At 65.1% G+C, this 25,907-nt stretch carries 25 protein-coding genes; 9 read left to right on the top strand and 16 right to left on the bottom strand.

Annotation, left to right across the window (positions count from 1 at the left end; translation table 11 throughout):
- Positions 1 to 20: 20 nt before the first annotated feature.
- The 4 genes from P3C39_RS11570 to P3C39_RS11555 all read left to right on the top strand — a co-directional run bounded on the left by P3C39_RS11570 (position 21) and on the right by P3C39_RS11555 (position 1,790).
- Positions 21 to 308 carry a DUF1330 domain-containing protein gene (locus P3C39_RS11570; RefSeq protein ID WP_013528591.1) on the top strand — a complete coding sequence of 96 codons (288 nt, stop codon included), beginning with the start codon at positions 21 to 23 and terminating at the stop codon, positions 306 to 308.
- A gap of 245 nt (positions 309 to 553) precedes the next feature.
- Positions 554 to 874, top strand: coding sequence for a metalloregulator ArsR/SmtB family transcription factor (locus P3C39_RS11565; RefSeq protein WP_013528592.1), 321 nt, complete (start codon positions 554 to 556; stop codon positions 872 to 874).
- Positions 871 to 1,338 (top strand): SRPBCC family protein, encoded by a 468-nt coding sequence (locus tag P3C39_RS11560; RefSeq protein ID WP_063169674.1) that lies wholly within the window; start codon positions 871 to 873, stop codon positions 1,336 to 1,338. Before P3C39_RS11565 ends, P3C39_RS11560 begins: the two co-directional genes overlap by 4 nt.
- Before the next feature lie 41 nt (positions 1,339 to 1,379).
- Positions 1,380 to 1,790, top strand: coding sequence for a GFA family protein (locus P3C39_RS11555; protein WP_027161173.1), 411 nt, complete (start codon positions 1,380 to 1,382; stop codon positions 1,788 to 1,790).
- Positions 1,791 to 1,833: 43 nt separating this feature from the next.
- Here the strand turns inward: P3C39_RS11555 and P3C39_RS11550 are convergent, their stop codons facing one another.
- From P3C39_RS11550 to P3C39_RS11525, 6 genes are all read right to left on the bottom strand, one after another.
- Positions 1,834 to 2,907, bottom strand: coding sequence for a D-alanine:D-lactate ligase-like protein (locus tag P3C39_RS11550; RefSeq protein ID WP_275953327.1), 1,074 nt, complete (start codon positions 2,905 to 2,907; stop codon positions 1,834 to 1,836).
- Positions 2,908 to 3,034: 127 nt separating this feature from the next.
- A complete protein-coding gene (locus tag P3C39_RS11545; protein WP_024502161.1) occupies positions 3,035 to 3,916 on the bottom strand; it encodes an SMP-30/gluconolactonase/LRE family protein in 882 nt (293 codons plus the stop codon).
- Positions 3,913 to 4,554, bottom strand: a complete 642-nt coding sequence (locus P3C39_RS11540; RefSeq protein WP_063173488.1) for a 2-dehydro-3-deoxy-6-phosphogalactonate aldolase — start codon at positions 4,552 to 4,554, stop codon at positions 3,913 to 3,915. The genes P3C39_RS11545 and P3C39_RS11540 overlap by 4 nt, the downstream gene beginning before the upstream one ends.
- A complete protein-coding gene (locus tag P3C39_RS11535) occupies positions 4,551 to 5,504 on the bottom strand; it encodes a 2-dehydro-3-deoxygalactonokinase (protein ID WP_275953328.1) in 954 nt (317 codons plus the stop codon). The genes P3C39_RS11540 and P3C39_RS11535 overlap by 4 nt, the downstream gene beginning before the upstream one ends.
- Complete coding sequence (locus tag P3C39_RS11530) at positions 5,501 to 6,268, bottom strand: SDR family oxidoreductase (RefSeq protein WP_275953329.1); 768 nt, start codon at positions 6,266 to 6,268, stop codon at positions 5,501 to 5,503. Before P3C39_RS11530 ends, P3C39_RS11535 begins: the two co-directional genes overlap by 4 nt.
- Positions 6,269 to 6,535: 267 nt before the next feature.
- On the bottom strand, positions 6,536 to 7,885 hold the full coding sequence (locus tag P3C39_RS11525) for an EAL domain-containing protein (RefSeq protein ID WP_013528600.1): 1,350 nt from the start codon (positions 7,883 to 7,885) through the stop codon (positions 6,536 to 6,538).
- 300 nt (positions 7,886 to 8,185) lie between these two features.
- Between P3C39_RS11525 and gshB the strand changes: the two genes are divergently transcribed.
- The 3 genes from gshB to P3C39_RS11510 all read left to right on the top strand — a co-directional run bounded on the left by gshB (position 8,186) and on the right by P3C39_RS11510 (position 11,648).
- Positions 8,186 to 9,127, top strand: coding sequence for a glutathione synthase (gene gshB / locus P3C39_RS11520; protein ID WP_027161179.1), 942 nt, complete (start codon positions 8,186 to 8,188; stop codon positions 9,125 to 9,127).
- Positions 9,128 to 9,301: 174 nt separating this feature from the next.
- Positions 9,302 to 10,834, top strand: a complete 1,533-nt coding sequence (locus P3C39_RS11515) for a YifB family Mg chelatase-like AAA ATPase (RefSeq protein WP_275953330.1) — start codon at positions 9,302 to 9,304, stop codon at positions 10,832 to 10,834.
- A 274-nt stretch (positions 10,835 to 11,108) separates the two neighbouring features.
- Positions 11,109 to 11,648 carry a J domain-containing protein gene (locus P3C39_RS11510; RefSeq protein WP_013528603.1) on the top strand — a complete coding sequence of 180 codons (540 nt, stop codon included), beginning with the start codon at positions 11,109 to 11,111 and terminating at the stop codon, positions 11,646 to 11,648.
- A gap of 66 nt (positions 11,649 to 11,714) precedes the next feature.
- Here the strand turns inward: P3C39_RS11510 and P3C39_RS11505 are convergent, their stop codons facing one another.
- The 7 genes from P3C39_RS11505 to cysK all read right to left on the bottom strand — a co-directional run bounded on the left by P3C39_RS11505 (position 11,715) and on the right by cysK (position 20,382).
- Positions 11,715 to 13,883, bottom strand: coding sequence for a malate synthase G (locus tag P3C39_RS11505; protein ID WP_275953331.1), 2,169 nt, complete (start codon positions 13,881 to 13,883; stop codon positions 11,715 to 11,717).
- A gap of 98 nt (positions 13,884 to 13,981) precedes the next feature.
- Positions 13,982 to 16,024 carry a hydantoinase/oxoprolinase family protein gene (locus P3C39_RS11500; protein WP_275953332.1) on the bottom strand — a complete coding sequence of 681 codons (2,043 nt, stop codon included), beginning with the start codon at positions 16,022 to 16,024 and terminating at the stop codon, positions 13,982 to 13,984.
- Between the two features lie 121 nt (positions 16,025 to 16,145).
- Positions 16,146 to 16,772 carry a CDGSH iron-sulfur domain-containing protein gene (locus P3C39_RS11495; protein WP_275953333.1) on the bottom strand — a complete coding sequence of 209 codons (627 nt, stop codon included), beginning with the start codon at positions 16,770 to 16,772 and terminating at the stop codon, positions 16,146 to 16,148.
- Between the two features lie 114 nt (positions 16,773 to 16,886).
- Positions 16,887 to 17,258, bottom strand: a complete 372-nt coding sequence (locus P3C39_RS11490; RefSeq protein WP_064992726.1) for a hypothetical protein — start codon at positions 17,256 to 17,258, stop codon at positions 16,887 to 16,889.
- A gap of 127 nt (positions 17,259 to 17,385) precedes the next feature.
- Positions 17,386 to 17,742 carry a hypothetical protein gene (locus P3C39_RS11485; protein WP_024502169.1) on the bottom strand — a complete coding sequence of 119 codons (357 nt, stop codon included), beginning with the start codon at positions 17,740 to 17,742 and terminating at the stop codon, positions 17,386 to 17,388.
- 17 nt (positions 17,743 to 17,759) lie between these two features.
- Positions 17,760 to 19,280 carry an aspartate aminotransferase family protein gene (locus tag P3C39_RS11480; RefSeq protein ID WP_275953334.1) on the bottom strand — a complete coding sequence of 507 codons (1,521 nt, stop codon included), beginning with the start codon at positions 19,278 to 19,280 and terminating at the stop codon, positions 17,760 to 17,762.
- 13 nt (positions 19,281 to 19,293) lie between these two features.
- Positions 19,294 to 20,382: a cysteine synthase A gene (gene cysK / locus P3C39_RS11475; protein ID WP_064993010.1), complete on the bottom strand. Its 1,089-nt coding sequence runs from the start codon at positions 20,380 to 20,382 to the stop codon at positions 19,294 to 19,296.
- A 254-nt stretch (positions 20,383 to 20,636) separates the two neighbouring features.
- On the opposite strand from cysK, the gene P3C39_RS11470 reads away from it, so the two are divergent.
- Entirely contained in the window at positions 20,637 to 22,625 is a 1,989-nt protein-coding gene (locus P3C39_RS11470; protein ID WP_013528611.1) for an adenylate cyclase, read from the top strand.
- 129 nt (positions 22,626 to 22,754) lie between these two features.
- A complete protein-coding gene (locus P3C39_RS11465; protein ID WP_023814179.1) occupies positions 22,755 to 22,934 on the top strand; it encodes a hypothetical protein in 180 nt (59 codons plus the stop codon).
- Positions 22,935 to 23,054: 120 nt separating this feature from the next.
- Here the strand turns inward: P3C39_RS11465 and P3C39_RS11460 are convergent, their stop codons facing one another.
- From P3C39_RS11460 to P3C39_RS11450, 3 genes are all read right to left on the bottom strand, one after another.
- A complete protein-coding gene (locus tag P3C39_RS11460; protein ID WP_275953335.1) occupies positions 23,055 to 23,618 on the bottom strand; it encodes a cytochrome b in 564 nt (187 codons plus the stop codon).
- A gap of 196 nt (positions 23,619 to 23,814) precedes the next feature.
- Positions 23,815 to 24,123, bottom strand: coding sequence for a UBP-type zinc finger domain-containing protein (locus tag P3C39_RS11455; protein ID WP_027161196.1), 309 nt, complete (start codon positions 24,121 to 24,123; stop codon positions 23,815 to 23,817).
- Positions 24,120 to 25,805 (bottom strand): FAD-dependent oxidoreductase, encoded by a 1,686-nt coding sequence (locus P3C39_RS11450; RefSeq protein ID WP_275953336.1) that lies wholly within the window; start codon positions 25,803 to 25,805, stop codon positions 24,120 to 24,122. The genes P3C39_RS11455 and P3C39_RS11450 overlap by 4 nt, the downstream gene beginning before the upstream one ends.
- Positions 25,806 to 25,907: the final 102 nt, after the last annotated feature.

Raw genomic sequence — 25,907 nt, 5'->3', positions numbered from 1 at the left:
CAAGTTCGGAGACCAAGAAAATGCCCAAAGGATATTGGATCGCTCGTGTCGATGTGCGCGACGCGGAAGGCTACAAGGACTATGTCGCCGCCGCCAAACCTGCCTTCGAGCGCTTCGGCGCGAAGTTCCTGGCGCGCGGCGGCGAGCATGAAAAGGCCGAAGGCCCCGGCCGCGCACGCAATGTCATCATCGAGTTCGAATCGCTGGCTGCCGCACACGATTGCTATCATTCGCCGGAATACCAGCGCGCCGCCGCCATCCGGCAGAAGGTCGCCGATGGCGAGATCGTCCTGGTCGAGGGCGCCTGAGGTCCCCTGCATGCATAGTTCCGGTTTTAGCCGGAGACGTGCTCAAAATCGGATAGAGCCTGGCGGCGTTTGAAGCCTCGCAGGCTCATTTTACATATCTTTGCTCCGCGATTTCACGGTGATCTGCCTGGCGCAGTTGCCAGGTGCGGAGCCGTGCCGACGAGCGGTCATTCAACGCCGGTCGGATTGCCGATTGACATGCAGGTATTTACCTGCATATTATGCCTTACAACAGAGTGAGGCAGATGGACGCCGACAAGGTTTTCAAAGCGCTGGGCGACCCGACGCGCAGAAGGCTGCTCGACCTTCTGTGTGAGCAGAACGGGCAGACGCTCGGTCAGCTTTGCGATCATCTGGACATGGCCAGGCAATCCGCCACCCAGCACCTCGACCTGCTGGAGGCGGCCAACCTGGTGAGCACGGTCAAGCGCGGCCGCGAAAAACTACATTTCATCAATCCCGTGCCGCTGCACGAAGTCTACGAGCGCTGGGTACGGAAATTCGAACGGCAGCGGCTCAGCCTGCTGCACGACCTGAAGCAGGAACTCGAAGGAGAAGACCAATGACCACCAGAGAGACCACGAGCTTTGTCTACGTGACCTATATCCGCTCGACGCCGCAGAAGGTGTTCGAGGCGATAATCAAGCCCGAGATCGCAAAACGCTACTGGGGCCACGAGAACGTCTCCGAATGGACGCCGGGCTCGAAATGGGAACACATCCGCGCCAATGACGAACGGACCGTCGAACTCGTCGGCAAGGTCGTCGAGATTTCGCCGCCGACCCGCCTCGTCATCACCTGGGCGAACGCTTCGCAGGCCGACGATCCGTCGAAAACCAGCCGGGTGACGTTCGCCATCGAGGAATACGACACCATGGTGCGGCTGACCGTCAGCCATGACGAGCTCGAGGCCGGCAGCGGCATGGCGAAGGGCGTCAGCCAAGGCTGGCCGGCGGTGCTGTCCAGCCTGAAATCCTTCCTCGAAACCGGCAGCGGCATCGATATTTTCGCCAAGCCGAAATCGGCCTGATGTTGCGGCCTCGAGCAGAATCAGACCCGTGGAGAACGACAATGACCAACCACTATACCGGCGGCTGCGCATGCGGCGCGATCCGTTACGAGACCAATGACGAGCCTATCTTCCAGAACCACTGCCAATGCAGCGATTGCCAGAAGCGCTCAGGCACCGGCCACGGATCCTACCTGACCTTCGGCCAGCGTGCCGATATGGCCATTACCGGGGAGGTGAGCACCTGGCGCGTGGCGGGCGCCAGCGGCAATGAAAAAATCCACACCTTCTGTCCAACCTGCGGAACGCCGGTCTTTCTGATATCCGTCGCCATGCCGGAATTCATAGCGGTCCATGCGGCCAGCCTCGACGATCCGGAACAGTTCAGCCCACAGATGGTGACTTACACGAGCCACGGCCATGCCTGGGACAAGATGGATCCCGCCTTGCAGGCGGTCGAGCGAATGCCGTAGTGAAACGCGTCCGCCGGTCGGCCCGCGATCTGCCGTAGCGCCTTCAGGCGCGATGCTCTTGGCCGATCAGCCGGCTCGCCGCTGTCTCGGCTATGGCATCGGCAAGCTCGAGACCCCATTGCTGGCGGCAATAGGCGCGGAAATCGAAGCAGGGCAGGCCGGGGCAGACCTCGAACTCGATGAGGTGGACGGTGTCGTCGGCCTCGACCCTGAGATCGATGGAAAACACGTCGCGCAGGCCGAGCCCGCTCATCAGCCGCCCGGCGATCGCACGGATCCTGGCGTCGGCGACCGGCTGGCTGTCGGCGACCGCGACGAGCTCCGGCTCGGCGTAATGTCCCGCCGCTTTCGCTGCCTCGCCAGTGTCGCCGTAGAGCGCCAGGCTGTCGGCCATGGTCTGGAAATCGGCGCCTGAATCGACAAAGGCCACGCCAAGCACTTCGACTCCCGCGCCCGGCATCAGGCTAAGGAAACTGGCGCGCACGTTGCGGCCGGCGACGTAGGGCTGGACGACGACATCGTCGCGATAGGCCGAAAAGACGCGCCGGCTGAGCTCCAAAGCGTGGGCGAGATCGCTGCAGCGCGACTCCGGCCAGATGCCGATCTTGGCGCCGAGCCGGTTGGGCTTGACGAACCAGCCGGCGGGCGAGGCCGGCGGCTCGACCAGCCATTGGCCGTCACGCGCGAGCCCAGCCTGTGGCACCGGCAGGCCGAGCGCGCCGAGCACGGCGCCGGAGCGGAACTTGTCCTGGCAGAGCGCAAACAGCGCATCGTCGGCGCCGATTGTCTTGAAACCGCCCAGTCGCGCCAAAGCGGGCGCCGCCCCGCCGCGAAAATAGGCAATGCCGTCGGTCAGCGTCCAGACCAGCGTTATGCTGGGGTGCTCACCGGCGAGGACGCTTGCGGCGTCGTCGAGCGCCACCGGCGCGAACGACAGGCCGCGTGCCTGGCAGGCACGGCCAAGCACCTCGAATTCAGGAGCGAGATCGGTCGACTGCGCCAGATAGGACGCGATTTCGGTTGCGCGCTGCGGCGCATGGCCGTCGGCGACCAGACGGTCGAAACAAGCCTTTTCCGGCTCATGGACGAGTATCAGTTTCGGCTTACGGCTTGGCATGAGATGAACGATTCCCGGCGGTACGATCACCTACCATCGCATGGTCGAGACGTCAGGCTCTCGCGAAACCGACACGGTGCGGGCGGTGGCGTGACAACGCACCGTCCGACCATAGAATCCAGTTCGATCAGGCGATCAGCACGCGCGGCTCGAAGCGGCCGTTGACGGGAATATCGAGCAGAAAGGTCATGCCGCCCTGCAGATCCAGCAGACGCTGCTTCTCATCCTTGCCCGACCAGGCGGAGGTGACCGCCAGCCGGTCGGCCTTGGCGCCGACGAAGGCTGGGCAGGATGGCTGCGTCACCGGCATGGCGACCGTGCGGACGAGCTTGCCGTCGGGTCCGTAGGCTTCGATGACGCTGCCGCCCCAGACGGCGTTCCACAGGATGCCGTCGCGGTCGAGCACCGACCCGTCGACATAGCCCTTGGCCGAGCGGTGGTCGACGAACAGCTTGGGCTCACCGGCAGGCAGACCGGTCGCCGGGTCGCAGGCGACGCGCATCAGCAGCCCGGTCGAGGTGTCGGTGTAGTAAGCGATCGCGCCATCCTCGGTAAAACAGATCGAATTGGAGACGGTGATGTCCGAAAACAGCTGGCGCAGTTCGCCCTTGAAAAACCAGTAGATCGAACCCGCGCCTTTTTCCTCGCCCTTGCCCATGGTGCCCATCCACAGGGCACCACAGGGATGGACGCGGGAATCGTTGGAGCGCGTGACCGGATTGTCGGCCTCGACAGGCGTGTGCAGCGTCAGCTTGCCGGTCGCGACATCGCGGACATAAAGGCCGGTCTCGGCGGCGATCAGCTGGCGCTTGTCGTCGATGACGGCGATGGCGCTCGCCATTTGGCCAAGCTCATGGACGGTGGTCGCGCCGCCGGACAGCCGCTTTTCCAGAAGCTGGCTGTTGACGATGTCAAACCAGTAGAGCGTATCGGTGGCGGGATCGTAGCTCGGCCCCTCGCCGAGCTGGCAGACGTGATCGGAAAAAACCGAAACGATCGCTTCGCTCATCCTGCTTCTCCGAACACCGCATCCCAGGCCGCGACGGCAGCTTGCGCACGCGCGGCCACCTCGTCGACGCTCATGCCCGGCTTGAACAGGCTGGAGCCCAGACCAAAGGCGGTCACGCCGGCAGCCTTGTAGCCGGCAAAATCTTTTTCAGAGACACCGCCGACGGCGCCGACCAATGTCTGCGCCGGCAACACCGCGCGCATCGCGGAAATGCCGCCGGCACCCAGCACGCTCGCCGGGAAGAATTTCAGGGCCGAGGCGCCGAGCTTGATCGCCTGGAAGGCTTCGGTCGGCGTGAACACGCCGGGCATCGTCACCATGCCGTAATGCATGGCGCGCGCCATCACCTCGGCATCGATGTTGGGGCTGACCAGCAGCCGCCCTCCGGCCTGGTGCAAGCCATCGACATCGGCCGGCGTCAGCACCGTGCCGGCGCCGACCAGCGCCGTTTTCGGCAGCACTTGGACGATGCGAGCGATCGACGAGAACGGTTGCGGTGAGTTCAGCGGCACTTCGATCGCCTCGATGCCAGCGTCGAACAGCGCCTGGCCCATGGCCATCGCCTCGGTGGGCTTGAGCCCGCGAAGGATGGCAACCAGGCCGCGCTTGAGTTTTGGAAACGGTGCGGTCTGGCTCATCGGGCAACTCCAATTCTGGCGATCATGCCGTTCTCGCGCGCCGCCTCGACGAGACCGGCACGCACTGCCTCGTCGGCGTCGACGGCCCGGACCTCAAGCCCAGCAAGACCAAGTGCGGCCTGGTAGAGTGCGGCCAGCGCGCCGGAGGCAATCAGCACCACGGGTTCGGCGCCGGCGCCATGCCGGCGGCTGGCGGAGGCGATCTCGCCGCCGATCAAAAGGCCGGACAGGCAGGCGGCGGCATCGTCGGCTTTCAGATCCTGCAGCAGGCCGGCGGCGCGGATGGAAAACAGCCGCGAGGTGACATCGCCGCCTTCGCCCAATGCGGTTTCGCACCAGCGGCGGAAGAACGGATTGTCCGATGTGACCGGCTTGGGGTGCTCGCCGAGCGAGTGGCGCAGGATCGAATGCGCGGCAAGCACGGAAAACAGCTCGCCGGTCGGCCAGGTGCCGAAACCGGCAACCGCGCCATCCTCGACCAGCACCCATTTCGAATGGGTGCCGGGCATGCAGACCAGCTGGCGCCCCCTGGCCGGCAGGCCGGCGCCGGCAAGCTGGGTTTCCTCGCCGCGCATGACGTCGGGCGCGTCAGTCAGCCGCTGGGCAAGGCCCGGAACGATGCGGATGTCGCGGCTTTGGCCGGGCACGCTGGCGGCACCCGCAAGGATGGCGGTAAGCGGCGCCGGCACGGTGACATAGGGCGCTTCGAGCCAGCCCTGGCGGGACCCGGCCATGCCGCAGATGATGACGGGCAGCGCCGCTGGTGCTCCCATCGCCGCCAGATGCCCTTCGAGGATGGTCGAAAAGCCCTTTTGCTGCGCGGTGATCAGGCCGTCATCGCCGCGGCGTTCGGCAAGCATATTGCCTTGCCCGTCGATCAGCCAGACCCGCATACGGGTCGTGCCCCAGTCGACGGCGGCGACCGCCGGTGCGTTGCCGGCTTGGCTCACAGGAAGCCTCCATCGACGACCAGCATCTGCGCTGTCAGCATGCGCGAGGCGTCCGAGGCCAGGAACAGCGCGGTGCCGACGATGTCGTCCGGCTGCATCACCTGTTTTATGCACTGCTTGGCGACATGGGCGGCAAGCCCCTGTTCGGTCACCCAGAGCTCCTTCTGCCGCTCGGTGATCACCCAGCCGGGCGCGATGGCGTTGACGCGGATGCCGTCCACACCGAGCTTGCCGGCCAGCCCCTTGGTCAGACCGAGGATACCGGCCTTGGCGGCCGTGTAGGACGGCATGTCGGGGTGGTTGATCAGATAGGACGTCGAGGTGAAGTTGATGATCGAGCCGCCGCCGGCCCGCTTCATGCCCGGCGCCACCGCTTGCGCGGTGAAGAAATGCGGCCTCAGATTAATGGCTTGGTTGTTGTCCCAGAACTCGACCGTCACGTCTTCGACGGCGTGGCGTTCGTCCCAGGCCGCATTGTTGACCAGCACGGTGACATCGCCATGCGCCTCGGCAGCCTTCGCGGCGGACGCCCGCAGGGCCTCGACATCGCGCAAATCGGTCTTGAGATAGAGCGGCCGGCGGCCGAATTCTTTCTCGATGCGGTCGGCAAGAGCTGTGCTTGGGCCGTCGGCGATGTCGATGAAGGCGACATTGGCGCCCTGGCGCACAAAACCCTCGGTCAGTGCCGCGCCAATTCCGGAGCCGCCGCCGGTGATCAGCACCGAGGCTCCTTCGAGGTCGGCAAAATGCGCCGATGGCATCATCGTTGTTGTCTCCCAGCGCATGACCCCGAAAATCGGATCGATTTTCGGAAAGGGATCATGCGCAAATGTTAAATGCTACAGCGTCCTTTGCGCGTCTTGAAAGACGCGCGGCGCCGTAGCGTGATCGGCGCGCATCCTAGCCACGCAAGGCGCGCGGGCAAGGGCGAACCGCCGAATTTCAGGGCTTATGTCAGACAAAACGACAATGCGCCGCACCGGATGCGCACGGCAGCACCGTCGGGGTTGGGGATCTCGGAGGACCGCCGGTCAGATCGCCTTGGCGCGCAGGGCGCCGCGGAAGGAATCGCGGAGATAGCCGAGCGTGGCGTCGGCATCGACCGGCTTGCCGAACAGATAGCCCTGTCCGCCGGCGCAGCCAAACTGGACCAGGCGATCGGCCTGCGCTTCCTGCTCGATTCCTTCGGCGACGACGTCCATGCCGAGCCCTTCGCACATTGCGAGGATAGCGCGGATGATGTGTTCCGACGGCCTGTCGTCGAGAATGGAGGAGACGAAGGCGCGATCGATCTTGAGCTTGTCGAAATGGAATTCGCGCAAGCGGCCGAGCGAGGACTGGCCGGTGCCGAAATCGTCTAGCGAGACGCGGATGCCGACGCGGCGCAGATCCTCGACGATCTGCGCGGCCGAGGCCGGGTCGTTCATCAGGCCGGTCTCGGTGATCTCGATCTCCAGCCGGCGCGGATCGAAGCCGGTGCGGTCGAGGATCGCCAATATGTGCAGGCCGGTGTTCTGGTCGACGAGCTGCGAGGGTGACAGGTTGAACGACAGGAACAGGTCCTTCGGCCAGCTTCTGGCGGCCTCCGTCGCCTTGCGCAGCACCAGCTGCGACAACGGGCCGATGATGCCGCGCTCCTCGGCGATGGGAATGAAGACGGTCGGCGGCACGGAACCCAGGTCGCGGTCGGTCCAGCGCGCCAGCGTCTCGAAGCCGATGGTGCGGCGCGTGGCGAGATCGACGATGGGTTGGAAATGCGGCTCCACTTCGCCGGCCGAGACAGCCCGGCGCAGCGCCTGTTCGATGCGGGTGACGCGCTTGGCCGCTTCTTCCATCTCACGGGTGTAGACGACGACGCGGCCACGGCCGGAACGCTTGGCGTGGTAGAGTGCCGTCTCTGCCTTGTTGATGAGGATTTCCGTGGTCTCGTCGCCCGAATAGAACAACGAGCAGCCGACCGAGGCCGAAAGCCTGGCGGTGCGTTCGCCGACATCGTAGGGCGCCGACAGGATCTCGATCAGCATGCGCGACTTTTCGGCCGCAGCGTCCTCGCTGAATACCATCGGATAGAGAAAAGCGAATTCGTCGGCGCCGATGCGGCAGACCGTGGAATAGCCGTCCATAGAGGCGCGCAGCCGCATCGCGACCTGGATCAGGATGTCGTCGCCGGCCTTGTGGCCGAACAGATCGTTGATCGGCTTGAAGCCGTCGAGGTCGAGAATCCCGACGGTAAAGGGCGCGGGATCGTCGGCTCGGTCGGCGATCAGCCGATCGACCTTGTCGAAGAAGCGGCGATGGTTGCCAAGCCCGGTCAACGGATCGGTGAATGCCAGATCCGTGCTCTCCCTGTTTGCCTGACCGGTGCCAAACGAAGTTTGCATCGGTGTCCCTGTTTTGTGACTTCGGAATTTATTTTCAGACTGGCAGCAAACCCTTTAGGAAACGTATCGCGAAATCGATTTTCCATGGGCAACCGCGACCTGTTTCGAAGGATCGATGTGAGGTGTGGATTCGGGCTCAAGGAACAACGAGGACGCGCAGCCTGGCTCCTGTCACGGAATGACCGGCAGGGCCGAGCTTGCGACTTGCTGATGCCAATCTTCAAAAGGTCGCGATTGGCAGACGGGCAGTGAGCCTGTACAGGCAGGACAGTCGTCCATCCGAGCCGCCGGAGACCCGCCATGAAGCTGAAAATCGCCGTCCAGATGGACCACATCTCCACCGTGTCGATCGCCGGCGACACCTCGTTCGCGCTGTCGCTGGAAGCGCAGCGGCGTGGCCATGAGCTGTTCCACTACACGCCGGATCGGCTGTCGTTGCGCGACGGCAAGGTGTTTGCCCGCATTGAGGAGATGCAGGTGCGCGACGAGAAAGGCAGCCACTATTCGCTGGGCGAGAAGGTGCGCACCGATCTGTCGGAGATGGACGTCGTCCTGCTGCGCCAGGATCCGCCCTTCGACATGAACTACATCACCACCACGCACATCCTGGAGCGCATCCACCCGAAGACGCTCGTGGTCAACGACCCGGCCTGGGTGCGCAACAGCCCGGAAAAGATCTTCGTCACCGAATTTGCCGACCTGATGCCGGACACGCTGATCACCAAGGATCCACTCGAAGTTGCCGCCTTCCGCAAGGAGTTCGGCGACATCATCGTCAAGCCGCTCTACGGCAATGGCGGCGCCGGCATCTTCCATCTGCTGGAGGGCGACCGCAACCTGGCCTCGCTGCTGGAAATGTTCGGCCAGATGTTTCGCGAACCCTATATCGTGCAGCGCTATCTCAAGGACGTGCGCAAGGGCGACAAGCGCATTATCCTGATCGACGGCGAGCCGGTCGGCGCCATCAACCGCGTGCCCGCCGAACATGATTCCCGCTCCAACATGCATGTCGGCGGCCGCGCCGAAAAGACCGAGCTGACGGCGCGCGAACGCGAGATCTGCGCACGCATCGGGCCTTCGCTGAAGGAGCGTGGCTTCATCCTGGTCGGCATCGACGTGATCGGCGACTACATGACCGAGATCAATGTCACCTCGCCGACCGGCGTGCGCGAGGTCAAACGCTTCGGCGGCGCCGACATCGCCAGCCTGTTCTGGGATGCAGTCGAGGGCAAACGCGGGTAAGCCGTTTTCATTTTGTCTTAACCATGTTCCGTTTTTGCAACCGCGCTCAATTCGGCTGCAACCCACGCGCTCACATGTTCCCGTAATGTTCTTGATTTGACCGAGGATTTGTGATTGTCTGCCCGTGGGGCCATTTCTTGGCCATCGCGTGGGTTGTGGCCTGGGGGCAAAGAAATGGTGGCGCGGGTTCGCACGGTCGCTTTCCAGGGCATCGAGGCCGTGCCGGTCGACGTGCAGGTGATGATCGCGCCCGGCAAGGTCAACATGCACATCGTCGGCCTGGGCGACAAGGCGGTGGCCGAAAGCCGCGAGCGGGTGCAGGCCGCACTGCATGCATCCGGCCTGTCGATGCCGTCGAAGAAAGTCACGGTCAATCTGGCGCCGGCCGACCTGCCGAAGGAAGGCAGTCACTACGACCTGCCGATCGCGCTTGGCCTGATGGCTGCGCTTGGCGCCATTCCGGGCGACATGCTGGCCGGCTATGTCGTGCTTGGAGAATTGTCGCTCGATGGCACGATTGCCGCGGTCGCCGGCGCCTTGCCGGCGGCGATCGCCGCCAATGCCGAGGGCAAAGGCCTGATCTGCCCGTTCGCCTGCGGACCTGAGGCGGCCTGGGCTGGAAAGGATTTCGACATTCTGGCACCGCGCAGCCTGATTGCCATCGCCAATCATTTTCGCGGCACGCAGGTGCTGTCGCGCCCCGAGGCCGGCATCCACGCCGCCGCGCTGGATTTGCCCGACCTCGCCGACATCAAGGGCCAGGAGACCGCCAAGCGGGCGCTGGAAGTGGCGGCCGCCGGCGGGCATAATCTTCTCATGATCGGCCCGCCGGGCTCGGGCAAATCGATGCTGGCGCAGCGGCTGCCGTCGATCCTGCCGCCGCTGGCGCCGAAGGAATTGCTCGAAGTCTCGATGATCGCGTCGGTGGCGGGAGAGCTCGGCGAAGGCAAATTGACCGACCGGCGGCCGTTCCGCGCTCCGCACCACTCGGCCTCGATGGCGGCGATGGTCGGCGGCGGCATTCGCGCGCGGCCGGGCGAGGTGTCGCTGGCCCATCACGGCGTGCTGTTCCTCGACGAGTTTCCCGAGTTCACGCCGCAGACGCTCGATGCGCTGCGCCAGCCGCTGGAGACCGGCGACTGCATGATCGCGCGAGCCAACCATCGCGTCACCTATCCAGCGCGTATCCAGCTGGTGGCGGCGATGAACCCGTGCCGCTGCGGCATGGCCGGCGAGCCTGGTTATCGCTGCCTGCGCGGCGAGCGCTGCCGCACCGACTATCAGGCGCGCATTTCGGGCCCGCTGCTCGACCGCATCGATCTCAGGATCGAAGTGCCGGCGGTCTCGGCCAGCGACCTGATCCGGCCCGACCGGGCGGAGAAAAGTGCCGATGTGGCGCTGCGCGTGGCACGCGCCCGCACCATCCAGCGCGAACGTTTCGAGCGGCTCGGCGCCACCCGCGCCACCACCAACGCGCATTGCGCGCCCTCGGTCATCGAGGAGATCGCCATGCCTGACGCCGCCGGCCTGTCGCTGCTCAAGGACGCCAGCGAAAAGCTCGCCTTTTCGGCGCGCGCCTATCACCGGGTGCTGAAGGTGGCGCGGACACTGGCCGATCTCGACGCCAGCGAAACCGTCGGCCGCATCCATCTGGCCGAAGCGATTTCCTATCGCATGAGCTCGGAGCGGGTGGCGCAGGCGGCGTAGGTCACTCGCCGCCCGACAAGCCGACTCTGCCACGCCACCTTCCGCAATCACGCCATAACCGTCATCCGACGAATCGGCCATCTCCGCACTGCGGCGGACCTGATTGTCCGCTTGGTCGACGTCCTCACCACCCAACGGCCCCCACCGACCGGGCGCCGGCCGTTTCTCCGTCTTCGGGGCGTGGACGTCATCGCATCGGACCAAAGTCTTGGTCTCCGCATTGGGAATTCCTTATTTAGATAATGTGAATATGATTGTGGTCGGGGAGCCCGCTATGTTCGTTGACTACTACGAAGTTTTGGAAGTCAGCCCGAACGCCAACTCGGAAACGCTGGAGCGCATATTTCGCTATTTTGCGATGCGCTATCATCCCGACAATCGCGAAACCGGCGATGAAGCCCGCTTCAGTGAAATCGTGGAAGCCCACAACACGCTCAAGGATCCGGTCAAACGCGCTCAATACGACATCGCGTATAGGGACCATGCCGGCCTTCGCCGCGAATTGACCGAGGAAGCCAGCAACAGCAAAGGCATCGAGCGGGATGTCGTGATCCAGGCCAGGCTGCTGTCGCTGCTTTACGCGAAGCGCCGGCACGACGTCAGCAATCCCGGGATCGGGGATGTGGAGCTCGAACGCCTGTCAGACTGTCCGCGAGAGCATCTCGAGTTTCATCTCTGGTATCTAAAAGCGAAGGGCTGGATAGCAAGAGTGGAAAACGGGACGATCGCGATTACGGTGGAAGGCGTCGATAGGGTCAACTCCGAACACCGTCGCGATCCCACCATCCGGCTCCTGGACCATACAGCTTCCTGACGCCTCACCTCCGGAGGAAGTCAGGCCGAAGACCTGCCGCCCCATTCACGGCAGGGACTGGCCTCTTCAGCCCTGCTGCGCCTTCAGTTCCAGCCGCCGCGCGTGCAACACCGGCTCCGTATAACCATTCGGCTGTTCGCGGCCCTTGAACACCAGGTCGCAGGCGGCCTGGAAGGCGATGGAGTTGTCGAAATCGGCGGCCATCGGGTAGTAGAGCGGATCGCCGACATTCTGCAGGTCGACGATGGCCGCCATGCGGCGCAGCGAATCCATCACCTGGATTTCGGAGCAGACCTTGTGGTGCAGCCAGTTGGCGATGTGCTGTGAGGAAATACGCAGCGTGGCGCGGTCTTCCATCAGGCCGACATCGTTGATGTCAGGCACTTTCGAGCAGCCGACGCCCTGGTCGATCCAGCGCACGACATAGCCAAGAATGCCCTGCGCGTTGTTGTCGAGTTCCTTCTGGATATCATCCGGCGACCAGTTCGGCCGCACCGCGACGGGCACCGACAGGATGTCGTCGAGCCTGGCCTTGGGCCGGTTCTTCAGCGCCGCCTGCACGGCGTGAACATCGACCTTGTGATAGTGCGTGGCATGCAGCGTGGCCGCCGTCGGCGACGGCACCCAGGCAGTGTTGGCGCCGGCCTTGGGGTGGGCGATCTTCTCGACCAGCATCGCAGCCATCAGATCCGGCATCGCCCACATGCCCTTGCCGATCTGGGCGTGGCCGGCCAAGCCGCATTCCAGCCCGATGTCGACATTCCACGCCTCGTAGGCGGAAATCCAGGCGGCCTGCTTCATGTCGCCCTTGCGGATCATCGGGCCGGCTTCCATCGAGGTGTGGATCTCGTCGCCGGTGCGGTCGAGAAAGCCGGTGTTGATGAACACGACGCGCTCCTTTGCGGCGCGGATTGCCTCCTTGAGGTTGACGGTGGTGCGCCGCTCCTCGTCCATGATGCCCATCTTGATGGTATTTTTCGCCATGCCGAGCAGCGCTTCGACGCGGTCGAAGATCTCGACGGCGAAGGCGACTTCGTCGGGCCCATGCATCTTGGGTTTCACGACATACATCGAGCCGGCACGGGAATTGGCGCGGCGGCCGTTCGGCCCGACATCGTGCAGCGCGATCAGCGCCGTCATCGCCGCATCCATGATGCCTTCCGGAACCTCATTGCCGTCGCGGTCGAGGATCGCCGGGCTGGTCATCAGGTGGCCGACATTCCTGACCAGCATCAGCGAGCGGCCGGGCACGGTCAGCGTGCCACCGGCGGGCGCGGTGTAGGCGCGGTCGGGATTGAGCTTGCGGACAAAACTCTTGCCGCCCTTGGTGATCTCTTCCGCCAGGTCACCCTTCATCAGGCCGAGCCAGTTGCGGTAGACGACGACCTTGTCTGGCGCATCCACCGCCGCGACCGAATCCTCGCAGTCCTGGATGGTGGTCAGCGCCGATTCCAGGATGACATCGGCGATGCCCGCCGGATCGGTGCGGCCGATCTGGTTGTTGCGGTCGATCACGATCTCGATGTGCAGGCCGTTGCGCACAAGCAGCACGGCATCGGGATTGGCGGCATCGCCGCGATAGCCGACGAATTGCCTGGGGTCGGCCAGCGTCGTCGAGCCGGCGCCGGCGCTCAGCCGCAAGGCACCTTGCGCCAGCGACAGGCCATTGACGCCGGCCCATTTGCCGGACGTGAGCGGGGCAGCCTCGTCGAGAAAGGTCTTCGTCCAGGCGACGACCTTGGCGCCGCGTGCCGGATTGAAGGCTTTGCCCTTTTCGGCGCCATCCGTTTCGGGGATGGCATCGGTGCCGTAGAGCGCATCGTAGAGCGAACCCCAGCGCGCATTGGCAGCGTTGAGCGCATAGCGCGCATTCATCACCGGCACGACCAGCTGCGGTCCGGCAACATCAGCAATTTCCGGGTCGACATTGTCGGTCGACACGCTGAAGGCCGGGCCTTCGGGAACGAGGTAGCCGATCTCTTTCAGGAAGCCCTTGTAGGCCTCCATGTCGACCGGCGCGCCGTGATCGCGATACCAGCCGTCTATCTGTTCCTGGATGGCGTCACGCTTTGCCAGCAGCGCCCGGTTCTTCGGCGCCAGATCATGGACGATGGCCGAAAAACCGTTCCAGAAGGCGTCCGCTTCGATCCCCGTGCCCGGCAGCGCTTCCGTGGCCACGAACTCATGCAGCTCGCGGGCAATCCGCAATCCGGCGATCTCGATGCGGTCGGTCATCAGGCTACTCCAGATGAAAGGCTTTGCGGGCCTTTGGCATGTCAGGTTTGCCGGGTCAATTCAGCTTAGGGTGAAGGTGGCGTATTTCGCCGCGTCGCTCAAACCGCAATGCGCGGCCTTCCCGAGGCCACGGCCACGACATGCGCCTCGATGAACATGCGCTGGGCCTCGACGGTCGAGACCCGGAATTCGGTGGCGACGTCGATCTCGGCGCTGTCGGTGCCGGCATCCCTGGCGCGCTCCGCGACGATGGCGCGGACATCGGCCTCGGCCGCCGCGATCGCCGCTGCCTCGTCGAGGAAATCGCGTACGGTCTCGCCCGAGGCGAGACGAAACAGCCCTTCTATGGGCTGGCTGACCCGCGCCTCGGCCGAAACCCTGACCTGGCCGACGACGGCGCCGAGCGCGTTGGCGACATCGGTATCCCTGGGCACCACGCAGTCATTGCCGATCAGCTCGGCCAAGCCGGCATAGTGCAGCGGCGCCGAGGCGCCGAGGCCGATGACCGGGCGGTCGAGCGCAACGCTCAGGCGGGCGATGCCGGGATGCGCGTCGACTGCGCGCTGCACCAGGGCGTGCGCCACTGTCGCGGCGCCATCGAGCCCATCCTCGGCAAAGGCGGTCTCGAGGATATATTCGGCCGACCAGCGCGTCAGCGTCACCAGCACCCGTTCCGAGATCGCTTCCGGCGAAGCGGCGATGTTCTGGCCACGGCCGTCACGCTTGCGGGCAAACAGTTCGGCGCCGAGGCGCGCGGCGATGGGATCCCAGTTCGCCTGCTTGCCCAGCACGTGGGCGGCGTCCGACGGGGTGAAGCCGGCGACATGCACCAGCCCGCGCGACACCAGCCGGTTCAGCGTCGCGTTCTGCGCATTCGAGGTCAAAAGCCTGTCGACGGCGAGCGGCACGGCACCGATGGCCTCGTAGAGCCTGGCTTCGGCGCCGGTCAGGCCGGCGGCGAGCCGGTCCGGCACGCCGGTGCGCACCGCGAAGCGGCCGTCCATGCGGCCGGGATTGGGTGCCCGCAGATGGCGCTCCAGCTCTGAAATCACCGCTACGCCATGCGCCATGCCGGCCAGCGCCAACGGCACCAGGCGGCGCGGCCCGAGCAGGATCCTGGGGTTGAGCGCGCCATCCTCCAGCGCCACTTCGGAATCGCCGCCGAGGCCGAAGGTGCGCATGGCGACGGCCTCGACCATGGTGCGGAAGCCGCCGACGGTGGCGCCTTCCGGATCTAGCCTGGGACGGCCGCCGTCGAGCACGGCGACGTCGGTGGTGGTGCCGCCGATGTCGGACACCACAGCATTGTCGAGCCCGGTCATGTGGCGGGCGCCGACCAGGCTGGCGGCCGGGCCGGACAGGATGGTCTCGATCGGTCGCTGGCGGGCAAAAGCGGCTGAAACCAGCGCGCCATCGCCGCGCACCACCATCAGCGGTGCTGCGATGTTGCGCGCCTCGAGAAAGCCTTCGGTCGCTGCCACCAGCCGGTCGATCATCGAGATCAGCCTGGCGTTGAGCAAAGTGGTCAGCGCCCGGCGCGGGCCGCCGAGCTTGGCCGACAGCTCGTGGCTCGATGTGACCGGCAGGCCGGACTTGTCGCGGATCAACTCGCGGGCGGCGATCTCATGCGCCGGATTGCGGGTGGCGAAGTAGGCGCAGACGGCAAAGCCGGACACCGAGGCGCCGAGTTCCGGCAGCGCCGCTTCCAGTCCGGACAGATCGAGCTTGGCGGCATTGCCATGCACGTCGTGGCCGCCCGGACAAAAAACCACCGGATCGGTGCCGAGCGCGGCCTTCAGCCCGTCGCGGGCGAGATCGCCCTCGGAAAAGCCGATCATCACCAGCGCGACGCGGCCGCCCTGGCCCTCGACGAGCGCGTTGGTGGCAAGCGTCGTCGACATCGACACCAGCTTGATATCAGCCGGATCGGTTCCGGCCTTCTGCAGCACCGCGTCGACGGCGCCGGAAATGCCGACGGCAAGATCATGCCTGGTGGTCAGCGCCTTGGCCTTGGCCAGCACCTTGCCCTTGTTCGGCCCTTCTTGCGGGCCTTCCGTTTCAGACCACAACACGGCATCGGTATAGGTGCCGCCGGTGTCGATCCCGAGGAACAACGGTTTTGGCTTGGTCTTGGGTGTCATTTTTGGCGGCGGTCCGGCTGGGGAGTCTGTCTGCCCCTGCCTTTAGCCGATGCGGGCCGGTCGATAAAGCTGCGAGCGCTGGGCCAAGGCGGAGATTGGCAGCGTTGGCCGAAGCGCCAACCTACCCGACAAACCCCACTTTCTTGTGCGTGCCATCGCAGAACGGCTTGTTGGCGGAATGGCCGCAGCGGCAGAGGAAGGCGCGTTGCGTACGGTCGACCGTATGGCCGGTTCCGGTGACGATCTCGAGATTGCCCTCAAGCTTGAGCGGGCCATTGGTGGTCGGCGTCACTTTCAGCGGACCATTTCTCGCTTCGAGCGCCGGCGTGTCCTTCAGCTGCGGCTCGCCGCTGGCGGCAAAACCGGATTTGTTGTGGCTGCCGTCGCAGAACGGCTTGTTTTCCGAAGCGCCGCAGCGGCAGAGCGTGGCACGATAAGAAGTCTCGCCGTCGAGAACGATCTCGGCGTGTACCGCCAGCGGGCCGTTTTCCCGCAGCCGCACCGTGTTGACCACCGGTGCTTGCTCCTGCGGCCCGCCATCCTTCCTGACATAGGTGATGGCGCCCGACGGGCAGCTTTCGGCGATGGCCACGATCTTCTCGACGCTGGCCGCCTCGGGATGGATCCATTGGCCCGGCGCGTTGGGCATGAAGACGTGGGGATCGCCGAGCACGCAGTTGCGCGAATGGATGCAGCGCTTGCCGGAAAACCCGACGTCGATCTTGTCGCTTTCGACCGTGCCGGCCATAGCTGAGCTCCTTTTGCCTGAAGCACGTCGCGTCTGAACAGTTCGAGGCGGCGCGCGCTGCGTATTTGCACAGGCTATGGCTCCAGCCCGAAGACCGTCAAGCTGGCAAACCGGTCAGGGGACCAGTTCGATCTCCTCGGTCTCGCCGCCGCTGCAGGTGTAGCAGCAATCCTCGCATTTTTCCTTGTTGCCGGGGCCGACGCCCCAATAGGTGCCCTCGTCACCATCGACCCAGGCGCCGTAACAGATCGATTCCCCGGCGTTGCAGGATATCGGCAGCTGCTTGGTCTCGCCGTCGTCGAGGTAGAAGTCCTTGTCATCGCCCGGCCAGACATAGTCGCGGTCCTGGCTGTAGAGTTCGACGCGCATGGCGTTGGGGTGGCCGTTCTTGATGGCAAAGGTGACATCGTCGGCACGCGCCGCCGGCACGAGCAGCATGAGGAGAGACAGCGCGGCCAGCACGCGGCGCGCATAGGCATGAAACATGAGTAACCCCCTGAATAAGCGGCCCACCCGGCCGCGTGGCGACCATCGCACGCAGCGCTGAATCGCGGAAGTGGACCGGACGAGCCGATCCCTGACTTAATTTGGGTCCAACGAAAACTTCCGCGCTCTACGGCACCAGATCGATCGTCTCTGTCGAGTGTTCGACGCAGATGAAGCAGCAGGTGTCGCAAGGCTGGTCATTGTCCGGCCCGACGCCGGCCGAGAGGCTGTCATTGCCGTCGGCCCAGGCGCCATAGCAGATATGTTCGCCCTGATTGCAGGAGAACGGCACGGATTTCTGCGACCCTGGGGCGATCAGGAACACCTTGTCGTTGCCCGGCCAGACCGTCTCGCGGTCGCGGCTGAACAGCTCGACCGCGACTGCTTCCTTGCGCAGGTTCTTGACGAAGAAGGCCATGTCGGCGGCCTGCGCCGAGGCGGTGAAGACCAGCGCCGCCAGTGCAACCATACGAAACAGCGTCACGGCCTGGATCTCCCGAATCACCGCGGCAGAATCGCATGCCTGCCCGCTACTAGGAAGGGTGCGGAACCCTGCGTCGCGATCTCATGCCCCAGCCGCACCGTTTCACGCACCAGCAGGTCGAGATCCTCGCGCCGTGTGCGATGATTGGTGATCGCCACGCGCAACCAGTGCTCGCCATGCACCGTGGTGTCCGAAAGGGCCGCAATGCCCTGTTCCTGCAGCCGCAGCATGATCTCCGTGTTGAGCGCCTTCAGAGCCTCGCCTGTCAGACCGGGCTGATAGCGGAAGCAGACGATGTTGACGGTCGGCGATGCCGCCAGCTGCAGCCGCGGCGCGGCCTCGATCAAGCCGGCAAGATAGACGGCCTGGGCAATGTTCTGGTCGATCAGGCGGCCGAATTTCTCGACACCGTGCTCCTTCAGCGCCATCCACACCTTCAGCGCGCGAAAACCGCGCGACGTCTGCAGGCCGTAGTCGTGCAGCCATTCGCCGGAAGCGAGGCCGCGCGGCGTCGATTCCAGATATTCCGGCGTCACCGCGAAGGTCCCGCGATGCGCGGCGGCATCCCTGACCAGGGCGCAGCCGACTTCGAACGGCGCGTGCAGCCATTTGTGGGGATCGAGCGCGACCGAATCCGCCCGTTCGATGCCGGCGACGCGATGGGCATTCTCAGGCGCAATGGCGATCAGCGCGCCGATGCAGCCGTCGAGATGGAACCAGAGGCCTTCCTCATGTGACAGCTTCGCAAGCGCCTGCAGATCGTCGATCGCCCCGGTGTTGACGGTGCCCGCCGTACCGATGACGCAGGCCGGCTTGAACCCTGCCGCGCGGTCCTCTGTGATCGCTGCCCGCAAGGCGGCGATATCGATGCGCAGCCCGGCATCGGTCGGGATGCGGCGCAGTGCCCGGTTGCCGAGGCCAAGTGCCTCCATCGCCTTGCGGTGGCACGAGTGGATCTGCTCCGAGCCGTAGAAGCGCAGCGGCTTTTCGATGGCGGCGACACCATGCTCGCGCACGTCGATGCCGGCCTTGACGTTGCGCGCCACGGTCAGCCCGATGATGTTGGCCATCGAGCCGCCGCTGACCAGCGTGCCGCCGGCAGAAGCGGGAAAGCCCAGCATCTCCTTGCACCAGTTCACCACCTGGCTGTCCATCAGCCCGGCGGCGTGGTTGCCGCCGCCGAGGTTCGAGCCCTGGATTGCCGCCAGGAAATCGCCGAGCGCACCGGTGAAATTGCTCGACCCCATATACCAGGACCAGAAGCGCGGATGAATGTTGCCCATTGGATAGGACATCACCGTGCGGGACACCTCAGAATAGACCGCATCCAGCGGCGCCGGTGAGCGCGGCAGCGGCGCCGAGAAGGCCCCTCTCACATCGGCCGGCATCTCCCGCCAGACCGGGCGGTCGCGCACATCGCGGAGGTAATCGACCGCATCGTCGATGACCCGGTGCGACAGGGCCTGCACATCGGCCCAATCCAGGGGGTCGAGCGTTTCCTCGGCCAACAGGCCTAGGTTATCTTGCACGGCGTCCATACCAGATCTCCCGTCAAGCCGCCGGGAACTGGCAGCCGGGCGTCGAGCGCGACAGGGCGGTCTCGTCGGCATCCATCTCGGCCTCGATGCCGTCGAACAGCGGCGTCGACATGTAGCGTTCGCCGGTGTCGGGCAGCATGCACAGGATCACCGCGCCAGCCGGCGCCTTCTCAGCGACCTGCCGCGCCACGGCGAAGGTCGCGCCGCCGGAAATGCCGGTGAAGATGCCCTCTTTGCGCGCCAATTCCCTCGCCCATTTGATGCCCTCGGGCCCGGCGATCGGCATCACCTCGTCATAGAGGCTGGTGTCGATCGCCTCCTGCAGCACGTTGGGGATGAAATCCGGCGTCCAGCCCTGGATCGGGTGCGGCTCGAAGGCTGGATGGCTGGCGGCGGGAGCACCATCGACGCCGCGCTGCTGGACCTTGCCGCTGCCGATGAGCTGCGCGTTGGCCGGCTCGGAGAGCACGATGCGGGTTTCCGGCCGCTCGCGGCGCAGCACGCGCGCCACGCCCACCACCGTGCCACCGGTGCCATAGCCGGTGACGAAGCAATCGAGCCGCGAGCCGGCGAAATCATTGACGATCTCGCGCGCCGTCGTTGCCTCGTGGATGGCGGCGTTGGCGGCCGTCTCGAATTGGCGGGCAAGGAACCAGCCATTGGCCTCGGCCAGTTCCACCGCCTTCTTGTACATGCCGAAACCTTTTTCGGCGCGCGGCGTCAGCACCACCTTGGCGCCCAGCATGCGCATCAGTTTGCGGCGCTCGACCGAAAAACTGTCGGCCATCGTGACGACCAGCGGATAGCCCTTTTGCGCGCAGACCATGGCGAGGCCAATGCCGGTGTTGCCGCTGGTCGCCTCGACCACCGTCTGGCCCGGCTTCAGCGCCCCGCTGCGCTCGCCCTCCTCGATGATGTTGAGCGCCAGCCGGTCCTTCACCGAGGCGCCGGGATTGAAATACTCGGCCTTGACGTAGATCGTCGCGTGGGACGGTCCGAGATTGTTGATGCGAACCACCGGCGTGTCGCCGACGGTGTCGAGAATGCTGTCGAACAGGCGGCCGCGCCCGGCCGTGGTTCTGATCTTCTGTTGCTGCAACATCTTGGTCTCCTTGATTGTCATCGCGTTTTGTCTTCACGGGCCGGTTACAAACCGGCGGGTTGGGCGGCGAGGTTTGGTGACCTTGCCGCGCTAGGACTGACATGCCGCACAGCGGCAATGCCCGTATCCGGCGCTGATATCCGCTGCCGGATGCGCCGTGTCGTGTTTGGTGATACAGGAGAGGCCGACAGGCCAGCGTGGGAGCAGGCGTGGAAACGCACGTGGAATCCACTCGATCGAGGCCGGACGGCGACATGCCGGTCCTTTCCGTGCGCCTGCTCGGACCGCTGATGATCTCCCGCGACGGCGCTCCGGTTGCCCTGCCCGCGTCACGCAAGCTGCGCGCGCTGCTCGCCTATCTGGCGCTGGCGCCGCATCCGGTCAGCCGCAGTCGCCTGTGCGAGTTGTTGTGGGATGTGCCGAACGACCCAAGGGGCGAACTGCGCTGGTGCCTGAGCAAGCTGCGCGGCGCGCTTGACATGCCGGCCCGGCGCCGGGTCTCCACCCAAGGCGATACGGTCGCACTCGATCTCGACGATTGCCTGGTCGATGTGCTGGAGGTCAGCCGCGCCGCCGCGCAAGGGATCGGCACGCTTGACGTCGAGCGCTTGCGCGTGCTGGCCGGACTGTTTGCCGGCGATTTCCTCGACGGGCTGGAGCTCGAGCGCAGCCCGCATTTCAACAGTTGGCTGATCGCGCAGCGCCGCCGCTTCAGCGCTTGCCATGCCGCCGTGCTGGAACGCCTTGTCGCGAGCCTGCCGGCTTATAGTGACGAGGCGATCGCCCATCTCGACACATGGGTGGAACTGGCGCCGTTCGACACGTGCGGACATCTGGCGTTGCTGTCCAATCTGGCCGGGCGCGGCGAGGTCGGCGCGGCCGAAGAGCATCTGGCCGCGGCGGAACGATTGTTTCGGTCGGAGGAGCTCGATTTCGCACCGCTTCGCGCGGCCTGGCGGGCGATCCGTGACCGACAGTCGGGCACCTCGCTTCGAACGGCCTGCCTGTCCACGCTATCGCCACTGGTGGCCACCATGCCCACCGCACCCGGCCCGGTCGAGCCCAGCCACGCTTCGCTGGCGGTGATGCCGTTTGTCGAGGAGAGCGGCGGCACGCGCGGCGGACTGGCCGACGGTTTCACCCACGACATCATCACCCGCCTGGCCAAGCTCAGGGATTTCTTCGTCATCGCGCGCGGATCGGTGTTTGCGCTGGCAGAACAGAACATCGCGCCCGAGGATGCCGGCCGCCGGCTGAATGTCGACTATGTCGCCACCGGCACGGTGCGCAGCCCGTCCGGCCGCCTCATCGTCAGCGTCGAGCTGATCGAGGTGCGCAGCGCCAGGATCGTCTGGGCCGAGACCTTCGAGCGCAGGCCCGATGACATCTTTTCCGTGCTCGACGACATCGGCAACAGCATCGTCTCCTCGATCTCGGCCGAGATCGAAACGGTCGAGCGCAACCGCGCCATGCTGAAGGCGCCCAGCTCGCTCAACGCCTGGGAGGCCTACCATCGCGGCCTCTGGCACATGTACCGCTTCACCCAGGCCGAAAACGAGCAGGCGCGGCATTTTTTTGCGCAGGCCTTGCAGCTCGACCCGACCTTCGCCCGTGCCTATGCCGGCCTGTCCTTCACCCACTGGCAGAACGCCTTCCAGCGCTGGGGCGACCGCGACCGCGAAAGCGCGCTGGCGTTCGAGAGCGCCGGCCACAGCCTGCTGGTCGACGACCACAATCCGGCCGCGCATTGGGCGATGGGCCGGGCGCTGTGGCTGCGCGGCGAGCAGGACGGCTCGCTGCTCGAACTCGAGCGGGCGGTCGATCTCAGCCCCAACTTCGCGCTCGGCCACTACGCTTTGTCCTTCGTGCATTCGCAGTCGGGCGACCCGCGAGCGGCGATAGGCTCTTCCGATCATTCGCGCCATCTCAGCCCGTTCGACCCGCTGCTGTTCGGCATGCTGGGCGCACGCGCCATGGCGCATGTCCGGCTCGGCCAGTTCGAGGAGGCGGCCGAATGGGCGCTGAAGGCGGCGGCGCGGCCCAACGCCCACGCCATCATACTGGCGATCGCCGCGCACTGCCTGGCGCTGGCCGGACGGCTCGACGAGGCGCGCGGCTTCGCCGCCGCCATCCGCAAGACAAGGCCGGACTATTGCGCCGACGATTTCATCGGCACCTTCCGCTTCGAACCGGATGCCGTAGCGCTGTTCCGGCAGGGCGCCAGCCGCATCGGGCTCAACTGAAGCCTGGATCGCCATCTTGGGGATCGCGTGGGAATTTCGCCTCAAATCCGCCGGGTTAACGAAGTCGGAAGGAGTTGTTTAACCGTTAGCTTCTATGTCACGGCCCGGGGGGCCGACAAAGTGAGTATGATGAGCAACAGCCCCGACAAGCGCAATGAATGGCGCGCCATATTTTACGTGCAGGCTCGCGTTGCCATCCTGTTTGTCCCGGTGGTTGCCAGCCTGCTGATCATAGCGGCGCTTGCCGGAAACGAACGCAAGTCGGTTCCCAGCATGATCGACCCGACCGTCACCGGCTCCGTGCGGTAGGCGCTATCGGTCGGCGTTAGCCCTCTCGGGGAGAGCGCCTTCTGAAGAAAAAGAAGGTCGAGGGAAAGGCCCTCCCGATCAACGAGGGAAGGCGCTATGCGCTTTTCCTGGGAAACCACTTCACACTTTCCCGGACTTGCTCCAGGAGAGCGTGCTTTCCGGCAGCATTCGCTTGAGCACGTCGTCCTTGCGGATGAAATGATGCCATAGCGCCGCGGCCGCGTGCACTCCGGCGAGGATGAGGATCAAATTGGCGCACAGGCTGTGCAGTTCCCTGATGAACCGGGCCGTGTCGCGGTCGGGCGATACCGGGGCCGGGATGGTGAAGAGGCCGAAGAAGCTCAAGGCGTCGCCCCTGTACCAAGTCAGCAGGATGCCGAGAGCCGGAATGGTCACCAGCAGCGCATAGAGCAGCAGATGCGCGATCTTGGCCGCCCATCGTTCAAGCTCCGACATTTCCGTCGGCAGCCCTGGCGTTCCCAGTATCAGGCGCAGGCCGACGCGGATGACGACCAGCGCAAACAACAGCAGCCCGAACGAAATATGGAACCACCAGACGAGCGCGCGGCCGGGATCGCCGCGCGGAAAAAGTTCTTCCACATAGGTCAAGCCATAAAGGCCGATGACCAGCAGAAACACCGCCCAGTGAATGGCTTTTTGTGCGCTTGTATAGGTGGGGTGCATGCGAGCCTTCCAGTTTTGAATATTTCTAAACTAGCCGCGATCATGTCAAAGCTTTGTCGGGCTCGGATGATCGTGAGCTGGCAGGACACTGGAACGGGTAAGCTGTCAGTTTGCGGACAGTCGGGCATCGAGCGCGTAATGCTGGACAAAGAAAAGCCCGGGCGAACCGGGCTCTTCTTCGGCGTCTCCAGGGCGCTCAAACAAAGCGCGGGATCGGACCGTTCTGCGGGGTCACATCGTCGCCGAGGTCGACAAACACCTCGTCGACATAGCACCATGCCCAGCCTTCGGGTGGATCGTAGCCCTCGATGATCGGATGCTTGGTGGCGTGGAAATGCTTGGTGGCGTGGCGGTTGGGCGAGTCGTCGCAGCAGCCGACATGGCCGCAGGTACGGCACAGCCGCAGATGCACCCATTGCGACCCGCTCTTCAGGCATTCCTCGCAGCCGAGCGCGCTCGGCGTGACCTTCCTGATGTCGCGCGTATGTCTGCATTCATCCATCATGGTCTCCCGGCCATTTGAAATGTGTCGGCGTTGCCGCGCGCGAGGTAGGCATGCAGAGCCGCGACCACCTGGGCGCCTTCGCCGACAGCCGCCGCGACCCGTTTGACCGAACCGGCGCGGACATCGCCTATGGCGAACACGCCGCTGCGGCTCGTCTCCATCTGCGCCGATCCTATGTCCGATCCGGTGCGCACGAAACCCCTGGCGTCCAGCGCGACATCGCAGTTGGCCAGCCAATCGGTGTTCGGATCGGCGCCGATGAAGAGAAAGAGATGGCGGATCGGGCGCGTCGTTTCCGCGCCGCTGGCGCGGTTGCGCCAGCGCACCATGGCAAGATTGCCCTCTTCGCCCTCCAGCGCCTCGATTTCGGTCCCGGTCAGCACTTCGATATTCGGCTGCGCCCTGATGCGCTCGACCAGATAGCGCGACATCGAGGCTTCGAGGCTGCCACCACGCGCCAGCAGCGCCACTTTCCGCGCATGGCTGGCGAGGTAAACCGCCGCTTGGCCCGCCGAATTGCCGGCGCCGACCAGCGCCACTTCCTGGCCGGCGCAAAGCCGCCCTTCTATGGGCGACGCCCAATAGTGCACGGACGTCCCCTCGAACCGCGCAAGATTGGCGATGTCGAGGCGGCGATAGCGCGCGCCGCTGGCGATCACCACGCTGCGCGTGCGCACGGTCTCGCCGTCACCGACATCGAGCAGATAGCGGGCGCCTGATGTGTCGGTGGCCGCGCTCAAAAGTTTCGCCTCGTCCGGGATGACCATTTCAACGCCGAACTTCTGCGCCTGGTTGTAGGCGCGCGCCATCAGCGCCATGCCGGTGATGCCGGTCGGGAAACCGAGATAGTTCTCGATGCGCGAGGAGGCGCCGGCCTGTCCGCCGAAGGCACGGCAATCGAGCACGATCGTCGACAGCCCTTCGGATGCCGCATAGACCGCCGCCGCCAGCCCTGCCGGGCCGGCGCCGACGATGGCCACGTCATACACCGTATCGGCATCGATCGGGCGCAACAGGCCGACGCAGCGGGCGAGGTCCTTTTCGCCGGGGTTCATCAGCAGCCTGCCGTTTGGACAGAGCACGATCGGCAGGTGGTGCGGATCGACCTCGAAGCGTTCGACCAGGGTTTTGGCGCAGGGATCGCTGTCGGAATCGAGCACGCGGTGCGGCTGGCCGCTGCGCGCCAGAAAACCCTGCAGCCGCAACACGTCGGCATTGTCCTGGGGTCCGATGATGATCGGCCCGCTGGTGGCGCTCTCCAAAAGCCCGACGCGGCGCAGGATCAGCGCCCGCATGATGCGCTCGCCGAGATTGGCCTCCTGCACCATCAGGTCGCGCAGCCGCTGCGAGGCGATGACGAACGCCTCCACCGGCTCGGCGGCCTGCGCATTCACCAGCGAGGGACTGGCCGAAAGCTGCGCCAGCTCACCGACAAAGCTGCCCGGGCCGTGCGTGACGATCGTCTCGCGCCGGCCGAGCCCGCCGTCCTGGGTGATGTCCACGCTACCCGACAGCACGACGATCAGGCCGGGCGCCACATCGCCGGCTTCGATGATGTGCTCGCCGGCTGCATAGGCGCTGGCCTCGCCGAACCGGCGCATGCGGTCGATGTCCACCTCGGCCAGCGTGGGGAACGCCTGGTCGCGGCGGGCACCGAAGATCGGGTTGGTGGATTGAGCCATGGTTTTGAGCGTAGCGAAGCGGCCGCGGAGTTTGAAGCGGTTTGTGAGGGGACTGGCCGGAAGGGGAGGTTGGCTGAAAAGAAAAAGCCCGGACGAACCGGG

Source organism: Mesorhizobium sp. XAP4 (assembly GCF_029269325.1).
Taxonomy (GTDB): Bacteria; Pseudomonadota; Alphaproteobacteria; order Rhizobiales; family Rhizobiaceae; genus Mesorhizobium; species Mesorhizobium ciceri.
The sequence above is the reverse complement of the archived record's forward strand: the minus strand, read 5'-3'. Positions and strand labels throughout refer to the sequence as shown.